We start from the raw sequence: 19131 nt of genomic DNA on the forward strand, positions 1-19131 counted from the left end.
CGGGCGCGGGTGTTTCGGTCATGTCATGTGCCGGATTGCCAGACTGAGTAAGCTTGTGCAGCAGTGGCTAACGCTATTGCAACGGTGATCCAAAACAGCATTTGATTTTGTCGTACATTGTCTTTGTGACGGCGTTCCTCTTGGGCGTAGTTTGCAATAGTAACTAGTGCCTGAGCAGATAGTTTAAAATCATGGCGTCCGACTTTCTCAAGGTCACCGGAACTTACAAGAGATTCAATAAGTAAGCGAAACCGTGCTGAAATCTGATCATGTTTAGGATGGCCGTAAATTCGTTGACCAAAGTGGTCGGTTTCCAATTGAATTATGGACCTTTTCTTGGCTTCGTAGAGTATAGGCACTCCATTCAGAGCCCGAGTGTAGTGCAATTCTACAATTTTTTTGAGTACCGCAATTCGATCATCGCGGTACCTGAGCGTCGCATTGTACAAAGACTGAAAGAGTTTTTCATGTATCCAAGCGCGTTCGGTAGCAAACGTGAGTTCTCCAGAAATAAATTGTGATGTTGTTTCAAAATCTTTGCGTACAAACCCAAAAAAGCGCGTTATCTTTATTTCCCATTCGGGTAACTCTTCGATTGGAATTCTGATGAATTCCGAAAACTCATCACCTACCCAAAGTCGACCGACTATCGAACACCCAGTTATCTCGTCCACCAAAACAGATTGTTCGGTATCTTCTCGCCAAAGCGTGGGAACGTAGTAGTTATTAGTGGAACTATAAGAAAACTGGGAAGGTGCTCGTCTATTAAGGCTACGCCTTAAGGCCAAAAGACGCGTTTCGCGCCTAATGAACTCAAACATCCAACTCCTCCACAAACCGCGCGTTCTCCTGAATGTATTGGAACCGCAGTTCGGGTTTTTTGCCCATCAGGCGCTCGACGAGGTCGCCGGTTTCGCCGGGTTCGTCCTCGTCTATGGTGACGCGGATAAGTTTGCGCGAGGCAGGGTCCATCGTGGTCTCTTTCAGGTCCTTGGCGTCCATCTCGCCCAGACCCTTGAAGCGGGAAACGTCGATTTTGCCTTTGCCGCCCAGACCTTTTTCCAGCCATTCATCGCGCTCGGCTTCGTCCAGACAATAGATGCGTTTGGCGCCTTGGGTCAGGCGATAAAGGGGCGGGCAGGCGAGGTAGAGGTGGCCCGCGTCAATCATAGGCCGCATCTGCGTGAAGAAGAACGTCATCAGCAGCGAGGCGATATGTGCCCCGTCCACATCCGCGTCGGTCATGATGATGATCTTGTCATAGCGCAGGTCGTCGACGTTGAACTTGGTGCCAAGGCCCACACCCAACGCTTGGGTCAGGTCGTTGATCTCGGCATTGGTGCCCAGTTTCGAACTGGCCGCGCCCAGCACGTTCAGGATTTTGCCGCGCAGGGGCAGCAGGGCTTGAGTTTTGCGGTCACGGCCCATTTTGGCGGACCCACCGGCAGAGTCGCCCTCGACGATGAATAATTCCGTGCCGTCCCGTGTTGAATTAGAACAGTCCACCAGCTTGCCGGGGAGACGAAGTTTCTTAGTGGCGGACTTGCGTTGTGTTTCCTTCTCGGCCCGTCGGCGCAGGCGTTCTTCGGCCCTCAGAATGAGGAAGTCGAGGATCGCCCCGGCGGATTTCGTATCAGCCGCCAGCCAGTTGTCGAAATGGTCGCGGACCGAGTTTTCGACCAGCCGTTGCGCCTCGACCGTGGCCAGACGGTCTTTGGTTTGGCCGACGAATTCCGGTTCCGAGATAAAGCAGGACACCAGCGCACAGCCACCGGTGATCAGGTCATCGCGGGTGATCTGACCGGCCTTTTTATTGTTGATCAGCTCGCCATAGGCCTTGATCCCCTTGAGGACCGCAGCCCAGAACCCGGCCACGTGGGTGCCGCCTTCGGGGGTGGGCACTGTGTTACAATAAGACTGGATGAAGCCATCGCGCGAGGGTGTCCAGTTGATCGCCCATTCGACCTTGCCGGGGGTGCCGAACTTCTCCTGAAAATCCACGGTGCCAGCAAAGGGTTGCTCGGCATAGGTGGACGAGCCATTCATGGTTTCTTTAAGATAGTCAGAGAGCCCGCCGGGGAAGTGGAATGTGGCCTCGGTTGGCGTTTCACCGTCATCGATGGCAGATTTCCAGCGGATTTCGACGCCCGAGAACAGGTAGGCCTTGGAGCGGATGGATTTGAACAGCCGCGCCGGTTTGAACTTGTGATGGCCGAAAATCTCGGCGTCCGCATGGAAGGTAACGGTGGTGCCGCGCCGGTTGGGGGCCGCGCCGACCTTTTCCACGGGACCCAGCGGGATACCACGTGAAAAGCGTTGCTCGTACAGCTGTTTGTCGCGCGCCACTTGAACGACCATAGAATCGGACAAGGCATTGACCACCGACGCGCCCACACCGTGCAGACCGCCCGAGGTCTGATAGGCCTTGCCCGAGAACTTTCCGCCCGCGTGCAGGGTGCACAGGATGACTTCAAGCGCCGATTTGTCGGGGAACTTGGGGTGCGGGTCGATCGGAATGCCACGCCCGTTGTCGCGTACGGTCAGAGCGTAATCGGAATGCAGTTCGACCTCGATCCGGTTGGCGTGGCCCGCTACGGCTTCGTCCATCGAGTTGTCTAGGATTTCAGCCACCATATGGTGCAAGGCACGCTCATCGGTACCACCGATATACATGCCGGGCCGTTTTCGAACCGGTTCCAGCCCTTCGAGCACCTCGATGGACGAGGCGTCATAAGTTGTGGTCGCTTCTGGCGTCAACAGATCGTCGGGCATGGGTGCTGCTCTTGTTTTATTTGTTTAAGGCATTATGGCATCGAGAGCAGAATTGGGAAAGAGCCGATACAAACTTGCCGTAAGCAAACAGCTCGAAATTCGTCCTTGTGTGACCTTTTACTTGGATTGGAATCGACGTCGCCGTTACTGTGAACGGGATGAAGAATGCAAGATCAGATCGCAAACTGGCTGCAATATTGGCGGCCGATGTTGTTGGTTATTCAAATCTGATGAACAAAGACGAGGCCGGAACGTTCAAGGCGTTGTCCGTATTGTTGCGTGATTCAATAAGACCGATGATCGGAAGGCATGGCGGAAAGATTGTAAAATTGATGGGCGATGGCCTGCTGGCCGAGTTCGTCAGCGCTACCGATGCGGTGAACTGTGCTGCAGAGTGGCAATCCACCGCGGAAGCGCAGGGTAAATTTCAGTTTCGAATAGGTATTAACCTTGGTGATATCATTCATCGCCATGGAGATATCTTTGGGAATGGCGTCAATATTGCTGCACGGCTAGAGGCCCTGGCTAATCCTGGGGGCATCTGCGTCTCAGCCTCGGTTCGCGATCAGATAGCTAGTAACAGCGGCCTGCGTTTTGCCGATTTGGGTTTGCAAAATATCAAGAACATACCTGACCCCGTCCATGCGTTTTCTATCCGGCCAGAAAGTGACGAGGGCACAGATGGATCGGTAGCTGACTTCACTGAACCAACGCTCGCCCCATTGGATAAACCATCCATCGCGGTCCTGCCCTTTGACAACATGTCCGGTGATGGTGAACAGGACTATCTGGCGGACGGAATAACCGAAGATCTGATCACCGCGTTATCCCGAATCCGGTGGTTCTATGTAATCGCACGCAACAGCACGTTTACCTATAAGGGGAAGCCTGTCGACGTTAAGGTCGTCTCGCGCGAGTTGGGTGTGCGCTATGTTCTTGAGGGCAGTATCCGCTGCGCCGGAGGCCGGGTGCGCGTCACTGCCCAATTGATCGACGCAACTGATGGGCATCATGTTTGGGCAGAACGGTATGATCGGCAAATCGAAGATATCTTCGATTTGCAGGACGAGATGACCCAGACCATCATCGGTGCGGTTGAGCCTGAGATATCCGCGGTCGAGCGCGCCCGGGTCGCTGGAAAATCTCCTGACAGTCTGGATGCATGGGAAAGCTTCCAACGTGGTGTTTTTCATATGTGGTCGTATTCGCAGGACGATCATGACGCGGCGTTGTCATTCCTGACCAGAGCAAGTGAACTTGATCCAAGCTTTGCGCCAGCACATGCATACAGGGCATATGTGCACTATCAGAGTGTTGTCATGCACTGGGTCAACACTGATGAAATTCCGGCCGAGTTGGATGCGGGGTTGGAAGCCGGACAGAAGGCGCTTGCAGCTGATCCCAGGGATGCGGTTGCATATTTCGGTATCGGGCGGATCTATATGATGAAAGGGCGGACTGAGGACTCGATTGCGGCGCTGGAATCTGCGATCAAGCTCAATCCGAGTTTCGCACAAGCCTATCACGGGCTGGGTATGGCGTTGTGTCTTGCAGGGCGGTTTGACGAGGCGCACAACGCCAACGCAATGTGCGAACGCTTGAGCCCGCGTGATCCAATTATTTGGGCATCGTTGGTAGTGCAGTCGTTAACCTATTTGCTGGCGCGAGACTACGATAATGCGTTGATTTGGGCGCAAAAAACCCGTCGGCACCCCAACGCTGTCGGCTATTGGCCACACTCCATGCTGGCTGCGTCTCTGGCGCAACTTGGTCGGATTGACGAAGCACAAAAAGAAATAACAATGGCTTTGCAAGAGGTCCCGACGTTGTCGATCAGAGAGCTGCGGACGGCCTATCCGACAACAAAACCCGGCGGATTGGATCCTTATCTTGAGGGATTGCGCCTTGCCGGATTACCTGAATAGGTAATCACTACATTTGTTAAGGAAGACGAGATGACCTGGATCACGACCGTGCCGTTCAGCGAAGCTACGGGCAAGTTGAGAAAACTATACGAACGGGTGACCGGACCGGACAATAATGTGGACAACATCATGATGGCGCACTCTCTGCGGCCTCATTCGATGGAAGCCCATATGGCGGTCTATAAGAACGTTTTGCATCATTCGGCGAACAAGGTTCCCAAGTGGTTTCTTGAAACGTTGGGCGTATGGGTAAGTGCCTTGAACCGATGCGGGTATTGCGTTGAACATCACTTTGCGGGTCTGCAACGGCTGCTAAAGGATGAAGGTCGGGGTAACGCAATCCGGGCCTCGATCGAGGCACGAGATCCATCGTCAGCCCCGCTGGATGCCGCGCAGGTGGCGGCAATGGGTTATGCGCAAAAACTGACTGAGGCCCCCGGAGATCTGGTTGAGGCGGATGTTATCGCCCTGCGTAACGCAGGTTGGGATGATGGCGAGATTCTTGAGATCAATCAGGTATGTTCGTATTTTTCCTATGCGAACCGAACCGTACTTGGGTTAGGGTGCTCGACGGATGGGGACGTTCTGGGACTGTCGCCGAACAACTCCGAAAACCCGGATGATTGGGGCCATCGGTGAGGGCAGGAGCGAGGGGCCAGCCCCTCGCGCTCCCCGAGATATTTTTGGCCAGATGAAGGGCAGATCGGCGCGCCTGCCCGGAGGCTCAGTTAAAACACAAGTCTGTTTGACACCAATCAAAGCGCTGAACATGCCGAACTGCTAGATTTCTCTTCGACAGGAAACCGAGGAGAGAATGTATGGATGCAACGCCCCAGATCAGTCAGAAATCACCTCATATTAATTCGGCAACTGCCCCAAATGCGGAGGCCTCGGCGCCGACGCTTGAAAAAATTCGGCAAGCTTTTGAAAGCGGTAACTATCCCTATGGCCGAAAGATGGCGCGCAAGGATTATGAGGCGCAGAAGGCCGAGTTGCAGGCCGAGTTGCTGAAAGTTCAGTTGTGGGCCCAAGAGACAGGCCAGCGGTTTGTGCTGTTGTTCGAGGGGCGCGATGCGGCCGGGAAGGGCGGCACAATCAAGCGGTTCATGGAACACTTGAACCCGCGTCAGGCGCGCGTCGTTGCGTTGAACAAGCCAACGGACGAAGAGAAAGGGCAGTGGTATTACCAGCGGTACGTGCAGCAGCTGCCGACCTTGGGTGAGATGGTGTTTTATGACCGGTCCTGGTACAATCGCGCGGGTGTCGAACGGGTTATGGGGTTCTGCTCTCCCAACGAGTACTTGGAATTCATGCGCCAAACTCCTGAGTTGGAGCGGATGTTGGTACGCTCGGGCATTCAGCTTTACAAATACTGGTTCTCGGTCACGCAGGAAGAACAGCAACGGCGCTTTCGGAGCCGTGAAACCGACCCATTGAAACAATGGAAATTGTCGCCGATCGACAAAGCCAGCCTGAGCAAATGGGATGACTATACCGAGGCGAAAGAGGCGATGTTCTTCTACACCGACACGGCCGACGCGCCCTGGACCATTGTAAAATCTAATGACAAAAAACGCGCGCGTCTGAATTGCATGCGTCACTTTTTGTCGACGTTGGACTATCCTGACAAGGATCACGAGATCGTTGTTGAACCTGACCCTCTGATCGTGGGGCAGGCGCATCATGTGATCCATCGCTCGGACCATATTCTTGGAACGGCACTGCATCCAGATGCAAAAATTGGCTAACGGGCCGGGTCATCACCAGACAGGGTGATGGCCCGCTTGGTACAAGTCATGTAAGTCTCACATTGAAATAAACCTGTTCTGCTCTTGTCTTGCGCTGCGGGCAAGCCTAAGGCTGGCGGGATGAACAAGGTGATGACATATCCCGGCCATTTGCGGGCAATTACAGTGCTGGGCCTGCCATTGATTGGTGGGCATTTGGCACAATATGCGATCGGTCTGACCGACACCATCATGCTGGGATGGTACGGGGTCGAGGCACTGGCCGCAGTGACATTGGCCAGCAGCTATTTCTTTGTTCTTTTTCTGTTTGGCGCAGGATTTGGCTTGGCCGTTATGCCGATGGTGGCGACTGCTGCGGCTGAAGAGAATGAGACCAGCATACGCCGGTCGACCCGCATGGGCCTGTGGCTGTCTTTGATCTATGCGACGGTGATGATGCCCCTTCTGTGGTGGTCACAACCCATTCTGATTGCATTGAAGCAAGAACCGCAAGTTGCTGAAACCGCAGCGATTTACCTGCGTGTGGCAGGGTGGGGACTGTTCCCGGCATTGTTGGTTATGACCCTCAAGTCCTATTTGGCCGCACTTGAACGAACGCAGATTGTGCTCTGGATCACGGTTGTTGCCGCTGTTGTGAATGGATTGACGAACTATGCGTTGATTTTCGGCAATTGGGGTGCGCCTGAGTTGGGAGTGATGGGCGCGGCCATCGCTTCGGTCGTGACGCAGATCGTGTCACTGGTGGCGGTGGTGATCTATGCGGTGAAGGCGTTGCCGGAACACAGTCTGTTCCAACGTTTTTGGCGTCCGGATTGGGAAATGTTCATGAGCGTTCTACGCCTGGGCGTTCCGATCGGCCTGACGACACTGGCAGAGGTGTCTTTGTTCGCTATTTCAGCGGTGATGATGGGCTGGCTGGGTCCGGTGCCACTGGCGGCGCATGGTATTGCTCTGAATCTCGCGTCTGCGACATTCATGGTGCATCTGGGACTGTCAAATGTAGCAACAATCCGCGCGGGAAATGCATTGGGTCGTCGAGATCGTGCACATCTTGAAAAAGGCGCCATTACAGTGACCGGAATGTCGCTGGTGGTTTCAGTCTTGACCATTATTCTGTTCTTGACCTGTGCAGAGCCTCTCATTTCCCTGTTTATGGAATTTGATGATCCGAAACGGCCAGAAATTCTGTTGATTGGCACCGGGCTGCTGGCAATGGCTGCTTTGTTCCAACTGGTCGATGGCGCACAGGTGATCGCACTGGGTCTTTTGCGCGGATTGCAGGATGCCAAAGTGCCGATGGTGATGGCCGCGCTCAGCTATTGGGCGATCGGGATACCTGCATCGTATTATTTCGGCTTCGTTCAGGGCATGGAAGGGATCGGAGTGTGGCTTGGCCTGGTGCTGGGCCTTGCCTGTGCCTCTGTCCTTTTGATGTCGCGATTCTGGCTGCGGTCTGTGCGCGAGGTTGGCGAAGTTCCGGCCTGAGGGATCAACCTTTGCTGATCCGATCTGATTTTTTGCGCACAAGCACCGAGCGCAGATCGTGCATAGCCATCAATAGCCGATCCGTGACATCCTCCAACTGCTCATCCGTGGCCTTGGACTGCGCCCATTGCGTCGTCAGATTCAGATGGTCGACGGCGCGATGAATATCATCCAAGTCGCGGCGGGATAGCAGGGCTTTCCGCTCCTCCATCCAGCGCGTGATTTCGGCTTTGTCCGCATCGGACAGACTACGTTGACCCTGCGGTTTGACCTCACCATTGCGGATGTTGACCACTGCGATCTGATCCATCTCGATCCGACGTTGGCGGTTTTCCGTATCGATTTTGAACACTGCTGCGCCATTCTCGCGTACGCGGAAGTAATATTCGGGCAGGGTTGTGGACATGGAAACCTCAGGTCAGGGACGCGCAGAAGCGTTGGATACGGGTGCAAGCCTCGGTCAGCGCTTCATCAGATGTCGCGTAGCTAACTCGGAAATTGGGAGATAGACCAAAGGCCGCGCCAAACACCACCGCAACGTCGGCTTCCTCCAGCAGAGCAGTCGCGAATGCTTCGTCCGAGTCAATCACCGTCCCTGCCGGGGTGGTCTTTCCGATCAGGCCAGCGATGGACGGGTAGACATAGAATGCGCCTTCGGGTGTTGGGCAAGAGATGCCATCGATCTGGCTAAGCATATCGACCACCAGATCGCGACGGCGTTTGAATATCTCGTTATTTGGCGCAAGAAACGCCTGAGTCCCATTCAACGCTTCGACCGCAGCCCATTGGCTGACCGAGCAGGGATTCGACGTGGACTGCGACTGCACTTTACGCATTGCCGCGATTAGCTCGACCGGGCCCGCAGCATATCCGATGCGCCAGCCGGTCATGGCATAGGCTTTGGAGACGCCATTGCAGGTTAGAGTCCGGTCATAAAGCCCCGGTTCCACTTGTGCAGGCGTGCAGAATTCGAACCCGTCATAGGCCAGATGCTCATACATATCGTCAGTCATCACCCAGACATGCGGATGCCGCATCAGCACGTCAGTCAGCTCTTTCAGCTCTGCTCGGCTGTAGCCCGCACCGGTTGGATTGGACGGAGAATTGAAGATGAACCATTTGGTCTTGGGCGTAATCGCTGCTTCTAACTGATCGGCCGTCAGTTTAAAGCTGGTCTGAAGCGAGGTTTCAGTAATCACCGGTGTCCCGCCTGCCAGCAAGACCATATCCGGATAGCTGACCCAATAGGGTGCGGGGATGACGACCTCATCCCCCTCATTGAGCGTGGCCATAAGGGCGTTGTAAAGCGTCTGCTTGCCCCCGGTCCCGACCGAGACCTGAGCGGGCGTATAGTCCAACCCGTGGTCACGCTTCATCTTGGCGCAGACCGCCTGTTTCAGCTCGGGGATACCATCTGGCGCTGTGTATTTCGTCTTGCCTGCGGCGATAGCAGCAACAGCGGCGTCCTTGATGTTCTGCGGTGTGTCAAAATCCGGCTCACCAGCACTCAGCCCAATGACATCGCGTCCGGCAGCTTTCAACTCGGCCGCTTTGGCTGTCATGGCGATGGTGGGCGAGGGTTTTACGCGTGACAATGTCGCAGACAGGAAACTCATGGGTGGCCTCAGTTTGTATGTTCAGCCTGACTGTCATAGGGTGCGCCGAAATATCGATCAAGCCAATTGAACCTCACCTATTGGAGACCCCAATGAACGACGAAACGGACTGGTTCGGACCGGACACTGCAACCTTTGGAGATCGCGTCGCGGGCGCGCGCGAGGTTGCGGGTATGACCCAGACACAATTGGCCCGTCGTCTAGGGGTTAAAAAGGCGACGATAATTTCGTGGGAAGATGATCTGTCCGAACCCCGTGCCAACAAGCTGTCGATGATGGCCGGGCTGTTGAATGTCTCGATCATGTGGCTTTTGACCGGTGAAGGCGACGGAATGGATGAGACCAGCCTGAATGGCGATGTGGACTCGGAGCTGCGCGATCTGGTGGCAGAACTGCGTACAATCAGGGGTGAGATGCGCGCGAGTTCAGAGCGCTTGGCCAGAGTGGAAAAGTCGCTGCGCCTGAAGCTGGAACGCAGTCAATGACCGAATCCCGCGAAACCCGGATCAAGCGCATGAAAATGCGCTCGATGCGACGTGGTATCAAAGAGATGGATTTGATCCTGACAGCCTATGCTGATCGCAACCTGTCATTGATGGATGACGATGGGCTGAATACCTATGACGCGCTGCTGCACGAAAATGATCAGGATTTGTACCAGTGGGTCACCGGTCAAGCCAGCCCTCCGACAGCGCTGTCAGATTTGATCGCAGACATTGCGCAAACATTTCAGAAATAAGCGATAATTCAACTTAACCGATTTTTCGGAAATTCGCGTCATGTTTTCAGAAACAGCGCGATGAATCGGAGGATCGGATGAGTATGGAGTTACAGGTCGCCGCGCCAGGGACCAAAGGGTTCATGACGGGCTATCTTGAGGCACTGGCGCTGGTTGAGCGTCTGCACCGTTTGCTTCTTGATGTCATCAAGGATGAATTTGAACGTGTCGGTGTGTTGGAAATCAACGCCGTGCAGGCCTTGTTGTTGTTTAACATTGGCGATCATGAAGTGACTGCCGGCGAATTGAAGAGCCGAGGCTACTATCAAGGCAGCAATGTCAGCTACAACCTCAAGAAGCTGGTCGAGATGGGGTATATGCACCATCAGAGATGCGAAATTGACCGGCGTTCTGTCAGGGTGCGATTGACCCAACGCGGGCGAGAGATTCGCGACATAGTATCTGATCTATTTGCCCGTCATGCAGAAGGGCTGCAAAATCGTGGCGTGATTGGTGCGGATGGAATTGAAGAGATATCGGGTTCATTGCGACGGGTCGAGCGGTACTGGACAGATCAAATCCGCTATATTTACTAGCTGTTTAAGCGGTCAGAGACCAAATTTCATTGGACTGTCCTATGAAGCGGCACCTTATGCCTGCAGATGTGAAACATTCATCAGGGGTGCAGCTCGGTAAGTTCAAAACCCTTCAATTCTCGTTCCAGCTTGCGCCGCATTGCGTTTTCAAAGTCTTCAAATCCATTTGCGATTTCAAGGAAAGCTCCGGGACCGTGCAAGACGTTGGACTGAAAAAACGGGATCAGGTCGGTTTCACCCTCAAAGTCGCCAGCGTTGATGACCAGACCATTCACGGTTGTGTTCTGGAACGGAAAATGCTTGTAGGCGATTTGAGGCCCGTAACCATCGTTGTTTTTCCCGTCACCTGAAATGTCGATGGTTTGGAACAGGCAGCGGGGAGCGCGTTGCATGAGCGTTGCACCGTACGCCAAAGCGTGCCCCATCGCTGTTGGATATTCATTGGCAGACCTATCGGAATCGCCGATGCTGTGTGCGGCAGCAAGCAGGTCCGCAGGCGTCTCGATCAAGAGCCAATCCAAAAGAAGTTTCTGGTTGAAACCGCCGGACCACTCGTAGACCGCCAGTGCAACCGGCTGCGGAGACCTGAAAAATGCCTCTTGCACTTCTGGCGCGATCAGGGCGGTGGCCAACCCTTTGCGCTGCAATGCATCTTCGACAGCATCGACCGAAGTTGAGATGTCCATGGCAAGGGCAAGTGCAAGGCGACATTGCTCGGCCCAAACGGGGCCGCCTGAAACGAGCAACCCCAGAGATGTTATCCGGCGGATCACCAGTGACCGGTGCTTTCCATGCTTGCCCACGGTTCCGCCGGTTCCAGTGCCTCTCCGTTTTGTAGTAATTCGACAGAGATGTTGTCGGGCGAGCGCACAAACGCCATTCGCCCGTCGCGGGGTGGGCGGTTGATTACGATCCCGTTGTCTTGAAGGTGCTGGCAGGTCTCATAAATATTGTCGACACCATAGGCGAGGTGACCAAAATGGCGGCTGTCGCTGGGCAGTTTATCGTCGCCATCCCAGTTATAGGTCAGTTCGATCGGGGCGTCTTCCTGCCCAGGAGGGGCGAGGAAAACCAGCGTGAATCGACCTGCTTCACTGTCGTAGCGGCGGGTCTCTTTCAGTCCAAGAAGCTCATAAAATGTCATAGATTTCTCAAGATCCTTCACGCGGACCATAGTGTGGAGGTATGTCAGCCCCATCGCGACTTTCCTTGCATTGATTGTGATGCCCAGCACCTTAGCGCGCCGCGATGCGGTGTCGAGAGGGCAGGACTGACACAATTCGTAAATTGCGCGCTACGCCGCACATATCGCGGTTCCGGTGGTTAAAAAGCCGATATATAGTGGTGGGCGACTCATTGCTGGAAAGGATAATTTCATGCCTCTGTCTTCCGACCAACTGGCCGAGATTGAAGCGCAACGCGCACAATCGAGCCCGACCCGCCGCGTCGTTGCCGAAGGTATGGAAGATCACCTGTACACGGCGCATCAGGTTCTGGATCACGGATTTGTTCGGGTCATCGACTATATGGGCGATGACGCCGCGATCTGTCAGGCCGCGCGGGTATCCTACGGCAAAGGCACCAAATCGGTGCAGAATGACGAAGGCCTGATCCGCTATCTGATGCGGCATTGGCATTCGACCCCATTTGAAATGTGCGAGATCAAACTGCACGTCAAACTGCCGGTTTTTGTCGCCCGCCAGTGGATTCGCCACCGGACTGCTAATGTGAACGAATACTCGGCCCGTTACTCGATTCTGGATCGGGAATTCTACATCCCCGCGCCCGAACATGTGGCCGCACAGTCTGAGGTGAACAATCAGGGCCGTGGCGACACGTTGCAGGGCGAAGAGGCCGCACGAGTGTTGGAGATTTTGAAGGCCGACAGCGCGCGATGCTATGACAACTACGAAGCTATGATTGGTCAGGATGGCCAGCAAGGGTTGGCACGAGAACTGGCGCGGATGAACCTGCCAGCCAATATCTATACGCAATGGTATTGGAAGGTGGATCTGCACAACCTGTTCCACTTCTTGCGTCTACGCGCTGACCCTCATGCGCAGTACGAAATCCGCGTTTATGCTGATACCATGTGCAAGATCGTCGCTGACTGGGTGCCGTTTGCCTATCGCGCGTTCGAGGATTATCGCTTAGGTGCTGTCAACCTCTCGGCTCAGATGGTGACCTGCCTGCGTCGGATGTTGAGCGGTGAGAATATTACTCAGGAAAATTCGGGCATGACAGCGCGGGAGTGGCGCGAGTTCGAAGGCGTTATCCGCGAAAGCTGAATAGTCAGGAAAAAAGAAAATAGCGCGTCCCGAGGTGGGCGCGTTTTTTGGGGTAGCTAACGGTTAACGGCCGGAAATTGGCCGCCAACCTTATTTGTCTTTCCCGCCGGGGCGGGCCTTGCCTTACAGCGGCTTCAAATCAGACGCCATCTGTCGGCCATCACGTCCGTCTTCCAGCTCGTACGAGACCTTCTGATTGTCAGCGAGTCCGGTCAGGCCGGATCGTTCTACGGCCGAGATATGTACAAACACATCTTTGCCACCCTCATCGGGCGCAATAAAACCATAGCCTTTGGTTGTATTAAACCATTTCACGGTGCCAGTTGGCATTTCCCGTGTCTCCTTCTACTTACACGTTATCCCACAAATTGGTGGGGGTAGTGGTTGGCAATACCGCAACACATCACTGTTCGCCCACACGATACAGCCCGGGTTGCGTGTTTCGCCTTTTTCAACATTGCACGGTGAAGTAAAAAATCAAGAATAACTGGGCCATGCCAATGGAATTGCCCGATTTTGCAGCGAAGACAGGATCAATCAAACTATGCGCCTCTATGGGTTGAAGAATTGCGACACATGTCGCAAGGCATTGAAATCGCTTCCGAATGCGGAGTTTGTCGACGTGCGGGGGCAAGGTGTTCCCGAAAATATCCTGTCGGAGGCGTATGAGACTTTCGGCAAAGCCTTGCTCAATACGCGATCAACAACCTGGCGCGGATTGGATGAGGATACACGAAATCGGCCGGTGCTTGAGCTGTTGGCTGATCACCCGACCTTGATGAAGCGCCCATTGATCGAAACTGATGGCCGGATGTATTTGGGCTGGACGCCTGAAACGCGTCAGGCCCTTGGTGTTGCCTAATCAATTGCCTATGTGACATGGGCAACAAGCGGAGACCTGTGAATGCGGAACGCTGCCATGATACTGGGTGTGATTGCCGGGCTAATCGGAATGGTCGTCGGATTTTTCGGCTATGGATTTGTGGAACTGATCGACCAATTTGGTGAGATCGAAGGGATTGCCGAGCAGGTCGATAACCCGGAACTGATCCAGACCGCTTCGATTGTGGCACCGCTATTGGCGATAGTGGGTGGAGCGATGGCCCATTCACGTGCTCTGGTCGCGGGCATATTACTGCTTATTTCTGCGGCGGGCATGTACTACGCCTTTGGCTTTGGCGTTTTTACGATGTTCCCAATAGCCTTTGCCGGCGTAGCAGGAGTGCTTGGGCTCGCGGCTGGAAAACCGGACGAGCCCAAGGCGCATTTCTAAGTCATTTCAGGCGCAGCAGCCGATCCAGCGAAAGCGGGCCTGCACCATTGATGACAATCACTAGCAGCAGGAATGTCCACATCACGCGCTGATCCATCAGCGTGATTGCGTTGTCAAACAAGCCACCCAATTTGACACCATGTCCGGTAACATCGGTGAGGGTCTGCACCCAGACAAATCCAATCATGCCAAGTGCGGCAAGACGGGTTAGCAGGCCGATCAGCAGCAGTACGGGCAATACAAACTCAGCCACGGTTCCAAAGAAGATGACAATTCGCTGGAAGAAAGTCATCTGGCTGACGTCATACAGGACGGCTTCGGCCGCCTTGGGGAAGATTTGCCCAAATGCCCCGGCGGACGGCGAAAATATTGAGCCGTCAATCTTCAGTGTTGCCGAGTTCCAATAATACACGAACAGGACAGCGATAAAGACGGCTCGAGCGAGGGTAGGCGTCAGCCAGCCGGACGTGTTCGCCACTTTGTCCATCGTGTCATTGTAGGTAGAGATCAGGGCAGTCATGTGTCCAGCCTTTCGATAGTCACAGAAGTTATTGCACCGCCCTGCAAAAGCAGTGCCAGAGTGGTTCCAAGGTCAAATTCGGGCGTTTCCGCCACGGTGGCTTCAAATGCTTCACCGATGTTTTGCCCGTTTTGAACGCGTGCGATCCATGCCGCGCCGCCTTGTGGCAGCGGGTGCGGGGCAGGATCGAATTCGGGACGTGTAATCAGAACATCCTGAGCACCAGCTTCAGGTTTCGGGGCACCGTCTTCGGTGTTGAACAACCAGATCGCGTGCACAGGCCATTCAGATATTAAAACAGTTGCCGCAGGTGCGAGGGTCAGCTTGGCGCGCATCAAGTCTTCTGGTGGAACGTTCAGAGCCTCAGGGTCGATAGGCTGGCAATCGGCAGCGTGATAGGCCCGCCGCAACGCCAGCTCCAGCCGCGCTACATCTGGCAGGTATCCCAGATGCGACAATTGCTCCATACCTTCCAAAAAGGCAGGGAATTCATCACCGTAAAACATCATAAGTGGTGAGGTAGGCGGGTGCTGGCGCAGGAAAATCCCGGCAAGCCCATCCATGTTCTGTGATCCCAGCAACTTAGAAATGACTGGAAACGCCTGATGCATTGCCTCGGTCAATGAAACGGCGACATTGTTGCGATACACGCTGAAACGACGTCCCGCCGCGTTTGCTTGCGCGTCCAGCAATCCATCCGGAACCGACTTGTTGGCGTCCAGCAAAGCGTCATGGAATGTGGTCTGAGACACGTTCATGCCGGAATCTTGTCCAACGCAGATTGGGCACGTTCGGCCTCGGCCCTCAGGATTGGCCAGTCAGGTACGTCGGTATCCCATTCAATCAGCACCGGCTTCGGTCCCGATTTGTCCAAAACGTAGTCCAGCAATGCCCAGACCGGATCAACCACCTCGCGCCCGTGGCTATCGATCAGCAAGGGGTGGCCATGATCGTCTTCGTCTTCGTCGTGACCGCCCAAGTGAATCTCACCCACCTGATCCAGCGGGTAGGCGTCGATATAGCCCTGAGGCGAGAAATCCAGATTAGTGGCAGAAACAAAGACGTTGTTCACATCCAACAGCAAACCACATCCGGTACGGCGCGTTATTTCGCGCAGGAAATCAGGCTCGGACCAGGTGCTTTCTTCGAAAGCCAAATAGCTGGAAGGATTTTCCAACAGCATTTGCCGTCCAACGACCCCTTGCACCTGATCAATATGATCGCACACGCGGGTCAGAGTGGCATCGGTATAGGGAAGCGGCAGCAGATCATTCAGGAAGTGACTTTCATGAGTTGACCATGCCAGATGTTCAGAGAAGCTTGCTGGGTTCAGCCAACCAACCAAGTGTTTCAGGCGTGCGAGGTGATCTAGGTCCAGCGGTGTTTCACCACCAATGGAGAGGCCTACGCCGTGAACGGATATGGGGAATTGTTCGGATAGATGGCGCAATTGTGCCAAAGGACGTCCGCCATCGCCCATATAGTTTTCAGCATGAATCTCAAGCCATTCTACTGGCTTCGCATGCTCAAGGATTTGCGAGAAATGCTGCGGTTTATATCCGACGCCTGGGGCGGCGGGCAATCGATTTGATCTGAGAGCATTGTCTAACATGTGCAAATCCCTTGATCATCACAGAAAGGGCGGGCGATGGTGCCCGCCCTTTCCGGTTCATTCGGGCAGACTTATGCAGGCAGATCGCGTTCCAGCGGCTCGAGCGAGCCTTTGCGGTCCGCACCATCTGCTGTTTTTGGCAGCTCAATGTCGGCGCAGGTGCCTGCGTCAACCAGAGTCCATGCATTACCCTGATAATCTACAGTCGACGTGCCCGCGCAGGTCGTGCCGGGGCCAGCCGCGCAGTCGTTTTGACCGGCCAGCGAAACGCCATAGCATTTCTCTTTGGCCTGAGCGGTCGCCGTTGTTGCAGCGCCGGAAACGGCGGCGGCAACTGCGCTTGCGATAACCAGTGTTTTTGCGGTGTTCGACATCTCGGATTTTCCTTTTGCTGACTTTACGTGTCTGCTTGTGACTATGACAAAGGTAGTAGCTTGATGCTCAGAGTTGAATTCACGAGCCCGTGTCTCACAACCCCGTCAAAGACCGTCATGGCCCCTTGAAGGTTAACAAACTGTTTTTGAATTGAAAAATGGTATTTGTTTCAATCCGGCCCTAAAATCAGGGCCGGATTTTCGGCAATTTGGCACCGAATGTTACAGCAGATCTGGCGGCGTTGCGGCCTGACCCAGCTCTTTTGTTACAGATTCAAGCGACTGAACTTGTGTCTGTTTTTCACCGAGACGGCGGACACTGACCGTGCGCTCATCAACTTCGCGGTGACCGACGGCCAGAATGATCGGGACTTTGCCAACCGAATGCTCGCGGACCTTGTAGTTGATTTTCTCGTTACGAATATCAGCTTCGGCACGAACACCAGCGGCGCGCAAGGCTTCGACCACTTCGGCCACATACGCATCTGCCTCGGACGTGATCGAGGCGACCACGACCTGACGCGGCGCAAGCCAGAAGGGCAGTTTGCCTGCGTGTTCTTCAATCAAGATGCCGATAAACCGCTCGAACGAACCCAGTGTCGCGCGGTGCAGCATGACCGGACGGTGTTTGCCGCCATCGGCGCCGATATATGTGGCGTCCAGACGCTCTGGCAGAACAAAATCTACCTGATGGGTGCCGCACTGCCAGTCCCGACCAATCGCATCGGTCAGAACGAACTCCAGTTTCGGGCCATAGAACGCCCCTTCACCCGGGTTGAGTTCCGGTTCGATCCCCGCAGCACGAGTCGCACTGAGCAGGGCGGCCTCAGCCTTGTCCCATACCTCGTCGGAGCCAGACCGCTTTTCGGGGCGATCCGAGAACTTGACCGAGAAGTTTTCGAACCCGAGGTCTTTGTAGATCTCGGACAGGAACCGAATGAACTCGGCGGTTTCAGATTCGATCTGGTCTTCGGTGCAGAAGATATGGCCATCATCCTGGGTAAAGCCGCGTACGCGCATGATACCGTGCAGAGCACCCGAGGGTTCGTACCGATTGCACGATCCGAATTCGGCCATACGCAAAGGTAAATCGCGATAGGATTTCAGGCCTTGGTTGAATATCTGCACGTGACAGGGGCAGTTCATCGGTTTCAAGGCGTTAATAGCCTTTTCCCGCGCATGTTCCTCGTCGACTTCGACGATGAACATGTTTTCCTGATATTTGTCCCAGTGACCCGAGGCTTCCCACAGCTTGCGGTCGACAACCTGAGGCGTGTTGACCTCGACATAACCGCCCTTGCGCTGCTGTCGGCGCATATAGTCCTGAAGTTGGGTGTAGACGGTCCAGCCGTTGGGATGCCAGAAAATCTGCCCCGGAGCTTCTTCCTGCATGTGGAACAGGTCCATCTCGCGGCCCAGTTTGCGGTGGTCGCGCTTGGCGGCTTCTTCCAGCATATGCAGATATGCCTTTAGCTTTTCCTTGCCGGTGAAGGCCACGCCATAGATGCGTTGAAGCATGGCGCGGTCGCTGTCGCCGCGCCAGTAGGCACCGGCGATGGACATCAGTTTGAACGCGTCGCCCGGCAGTTGACCAGTGTGCTGCAAGTGTGGGCCACGGCAGAGATCTTGCCAGTGGCCGTGCCAATACATGCGTAGCGGCTCATCACCCGGGATGGATTCGATCAGCTCAACTTTATAGGGCTCATTGTTGGCCTTGTAGAACTCGATCGCGCGGTCACGGTCCCAAACCTCGGTGGTCACCGGATCACGCTTGTTGATGATCTCTTTCATCTTTTTCTCGATTAGGCCGAGATCTTCGGGCGTAAACGGCTCCTCGCGGTCAAAGTCATAGTACCAGCCGTTTTCGATGACGGGGCCGATGGTGACTTTGGTAGCGGGCCAAATCTCCTGCACGGCGCGCGCCATGACATGCGCCAGATCGTGGCGGATCAGCTCATTGGCTTGCGCCTCGTCCTTAATGGTGTGAATGGCGATTTGCGCGTCGGCTTCGATGGGCCATTGCAAGTCCCAATGCTGGCCGTTCACCGTGGCAGAGATGGCTTTTTTGGCCAGCGAGGTCGAGATGCGGGCAGCGACCTGAGCGGGCGTGACGCCTGCATCGAAGGTGCGGGAATTGCCATCGGGAAAAGTAAGGGAGACTGACTGTGAGTCCAAGGCCATATCGGCTCTCCTCGTCGGTTTGG

The 19131-nt window shown here is 54.8% G+C and carries 22 protein-coding genes; 10 read left to right on the top strand and 12 right to left on the bottom strand.

What is annotated here, in order from left to right:
* Positions 1 to 23: 23 nt before the first annotated feature.
* Both ACR0JR_RS00105 and parE read right to left on the bottom strand, forming a co-directional pair.
* Positions 24 to 821, bottom strand: coding sequence for a hypothetical protein (locus ACR0JR_RS00105; RefSeq protein WP_480454577.1), 798 nt, complete (start codon positions 819 to 821; stop codon positions 24 to 26).
* The gene (gene parE / locus ACR0JR_RS00110) at positions 814 to 2772 is read right to left on the bottom strand and encodes a DNA topoisomerase IV subunit B (RefSeq protein WP_480454578.1); all 1959 of its coding nucleotides are present in this window, start codon (positions 2770 to 2772) and stop codon (positions 814 to 816) included. The genes ACR0JR_RS00105 and parE overlap by 8 nt, the downstream gene beginning before the upstream one ends.
* Positions 2773 to 2930: 158 nt before the next feature.
* Here parE and ACR0JR_RS00115 point away from each other — a divergent pair, with 158 nt between their 5' ends.
* The 4 genes from ACR0JR_RS00115 (at position 2931) to ACR0JR_RS00130 (ending at position 7930) form a co-directional block, all read left to right on the top strand.
* A complete protein-coding gene (locus ACR0JR_RS00115) occupies positions 2931 to 4697 on the top strand; it encodes an adenylate/guanylate cyclase domain-containing protein (RefSeq protein ID WP_480454579.1) in 1767 nt (588 codons plus the stop codon).
* Between the two features lie 30 nt (positions 4698 to 4727).
* Positions 4728 to 5336, top strand: coding sequence for a carboxymuconolactone decarboxylase family protein (locus ACR0JR_RS00120; protein WP_480454580.1), 609 nt, complete (start codon positions 4728 to 4730; stop codon positions 5334 to 5336).
* Between the two features lie 179 nt (positions 5337 to 5515).
* The gene (ppk2, locus tag ACR0JR_RS00125) at positions 5516 to 6445 is read left to right on the top strand and encodes a polyphosphate kinase 2 (RefSeq protein ID WP_170770276.1); all 930 of its coding nucleotides are present in this window, start codon (positions 5516 to 5518) and stop codon (positions 6443 to 6445) included.
* A 120-nt stretch (positions 6446 to 6565) separates the two neighbouring features.
* The gene (locus ACR0JR_RS00130; RefSeq protein ID WP_480454581.1) at positions 6566 to 7930 is read left to right on the top strand and encodes an MATE family efflux transporter; all 1365 of its coding nucleotides are present in this window, start codon (positions 6566 to 6568) and stop codon (positions 7928 to 7930) included.
* Between the two features lie 4 nt (positions 7931 to 7934).
* Here ACR0JR_RS00130 and ACR0JR_RS00135 read toward each other — a convergent pair whose 3' ends face one another.
* Entirely contained in the window at positions 7935 to 8336 is a 402-nt protein-coding gene (locus ACR0JR_RS00135; RefSeq protein WP_170469092.1) for a hypothetical protein, read from the bottom strand.
* Between the two features lie 7 nt (positions 8337 to 8343).
* Positions 8344 to 9546, bottom strand: a complete 1203-nt coding sequence (locus tag ACR0JR_RS00140; RefSeq protein WP_480454582.1) for a pyridoxal phosphate-dependent aminotransferase — start codon at positions 9544 to 9546, stop codon at positions 8344 to 8346.
* A gap of 92 nt (positions 9547 to 9638) precedes the next feature.
* Here ACR0JR_RS00140 and ACR0JR_RS00145 point away from each other — a divergent pair, with 92 nt between their 5' ends.
* The 3 genes from ACR0JR_RS00145 (at position 9639) to ACR0JR_RS00155 (ending at position 10860) form a co-directional block, all read left to right on the top strand.
* Positions 9639 to 10031 carry a helix-turn-helix domain-containing protein gene (locus tag ACR0JR_RS00145; RefSeq protein WP_010439102.1) on the top strand — a complete coding sequence of 131 codons (393 nt, stop codon included), beginning with the start codon at positions 9639 to 9641 and terminating at the stop codon, positions 10029 to 10031.
* Positions 10028 to 10285 carry a succinate dehydrogenase assembly factor 2 gene (locus ACR0JR_RS00150; RefSeq protein ID WP_480454583.1) on the top strand — a complete coding sequence of 86 codons (258 nt, stop codon included), beginning with the start codon at positions 10028 to 10030 and terminating at the stop codon, positions 10283 to 10285. The genes ACR0JR_RS00145 and ACR0JR_RS00150 overlap by 4 nt, the downstream gene beginning before the upstream one ends.
* A 77-nt stretch (positions 10286 to 10362) precedes the next feature.
* A complete protein-coding gene (locus ACR0JR_RS00155; RefSeq protein WP_170538906.1) occupies positions 10363 to 10860 on the top strand; it encodes a MarR family winged helix-turn-helix transcriptional regulator in 498 nt (165 codons plus the stop codon).
* An 80-nt stretch (positions 10861 to 10940) separates the two neighbouring features.
* Here ACR0JR_RS00155 and ACR0JR_RS00160 read toward each other — a convergent pair whose 3' ends face one another.
* Both ACR0JR_RS00160 and ACR0JR_RS00165 read right to left on the bottom strand, forming a co-directional pair.
* Positions 10941 to 11636 carry a DUF1194 domain-containing protein gene (locus tag ACR0JR_RS00160; protein WP_480455169.1) on the bottom strand — a complete coding sequence of 232 codons (696 nt, stop codon included), beginning with the start codon at positions 11634 to 11636 and terminating at the stop codon, positions 10941 to 10943.
* Complete coding sequence (locus tag ACR0JR_RS00165) at positions 11630 to 12058, bottom strand: VOC family protein (protein ID WP_170469104.1); 429 nt, start codon at positions 12056 to 12058, stop codon at positions 11630 to 11632. Before ACR0JR_RS00165 ends, ACR0JR_RS00160 begins: the two co-directional genes overlap by 7 nt.
* 178 nt (positions 12059 to 12236) lie before the next feature.
* Between ACR0JR_RS00165 and thyX the strand changes: the two genes are divergently transcribed.
* On the top strand, positions 12237 to 13148 hold the full coding sequence (gene thyX / locus ACR0JR_RS00170) for an FAD-dependent thymidylate synthase (RefSeq protein WP_170538911.1): 912 nt from the start codon (positions 12237 to 12239) through the stop codon (positions 13146 to 13148).
* Between the two features lie 123 nt (positions 13149 to 13271).
* On the opposite strand, the gene ACR0JR_RS00175 is transcribed toward thyX, so the two are convergent.
* On the bottom strand, positions 13272 to 13478 hold the full coding sequence (locus ACR0JR_RS00175) for a cold-shock protein (RefSeq protein ID WP_010439113.1): 207 nt from the start codon (positions 13476 to 13478) through the stop codon (positions 13272 to 13274).
* A gap of 214 nt (positions 13479 to 13692) precedes the next feature.
* Here ACR0JR_RS00175 and ACR0JR_RS00180 point away from each other — a divergent pair, with 214 nt between their 5' ends.
* Together ACR0JR_RS00180 and ACR0JR_RS00185 are read left to right on the top strand one after the other, a co-directional pair.
* On the top strand, positions 13693 to 14010 hold the full coding sequence (locus ACR0JR_RS00180) for an ArsC/Spx/MgsR family protein (protein WP_170538913.1): 318 nt from the start codon (positions 13693 to 13695) through the stop codon (positions 14008 to 14010).
* 42 nt (positions 14011 to 14052) lie between these two features.
* Positions 14053 to 14421: a hypothetical protein gene (locus ACR0JR_RS00185; RefSeq protein WP_170469113.1), complete on the top strand. Its 369-nt coding sequence runs from the start codon at positions 14053 to 14055 to the stop codon at positions 14419 to 14421.
* 1 nt (position 14422) lies between these two features.
* On the opposite strand, the gene ACR0JR_RS00190 is transcribed toward ACR0JR_RS00185, so the two are convergent.
* The 5 genes from ACR0JR_RS00190 to thrS form a co-directional block, all read right to left on the bottom strand.
* Positions 14423 to 14941: a DoxX family membrane protein gene (locus ACR0JR_RS00190; RefSeq protein WP_170469115.1), complete on the bottom strand. Its 519-nt coding sequence runs from the start codon at positions 14939 to 14941 to the stop codon at positions 14423 to 14425.
* Positions 14938 to 15699 carry an HvfC/BufC family peptide modification chaperone gene (locus tag ACR0JR_RS00195; RefSeq protein WP_480454584.1) on the bottom strand — a complete coding sequence of 254 codons (762 nt, stop codon included), beginning with the start codon at positions 15697 to 15699 and terminating at the stop codon, positions 14938 to 14940. Before ACR0JR_RS00195 ends, ACR0JR_RS00190 begins: the two co-directional genes overlap by 4 nt.
* On the bottom strand, positions 15696 to 16553 hold the full coding sequence (bufB, locus tag ACR0JR_RS00200) for an MNIO family bufferin maturase (RefSeq protein WP_480454585.1): 858 nt from the start codon (positions 16551 to 16553) through the stop codon (positions 15696 to 15698). The genes ACR0JR_RS00195 and bufB overlap by 4 nt, the downstream gene beginning before the upstream one ends.
* A gap of 71 nt (positions 16554 to 16624) precedes the next feature.
* A complete protein-coding gene (locus tag ACR0JR_RS00205) occupies positions 16625 to 16927 on the bottom strand; it encodes a BufA1 family periplasmic bufferin-type metallophore (protein ID WP_010439128.1) in 303 nt (100 codons plus the stop codon).
* A gap of 222 nt (positions 16928 to 17149) precedes the next feature.
* Positions 17150 to 19108 carry a threonine--tRNA ligase gene (gene thrS / locus ACR0JR_RS00210; protein ID WP_480454586.1) on the bottom strand — a complete coding sequence of 653 codons (1959 nt, stop codon included), beginning with the start codon at positions 19106 to 19108 and terminating at the stop codon, positions 17150 to 17152.
* Between the last annotated feature and the right edge of the window lie 23 nt (positions 19109 to 19131).

Source organism: Ruegeria sp. AA3 (assembly GCF_056542905.1).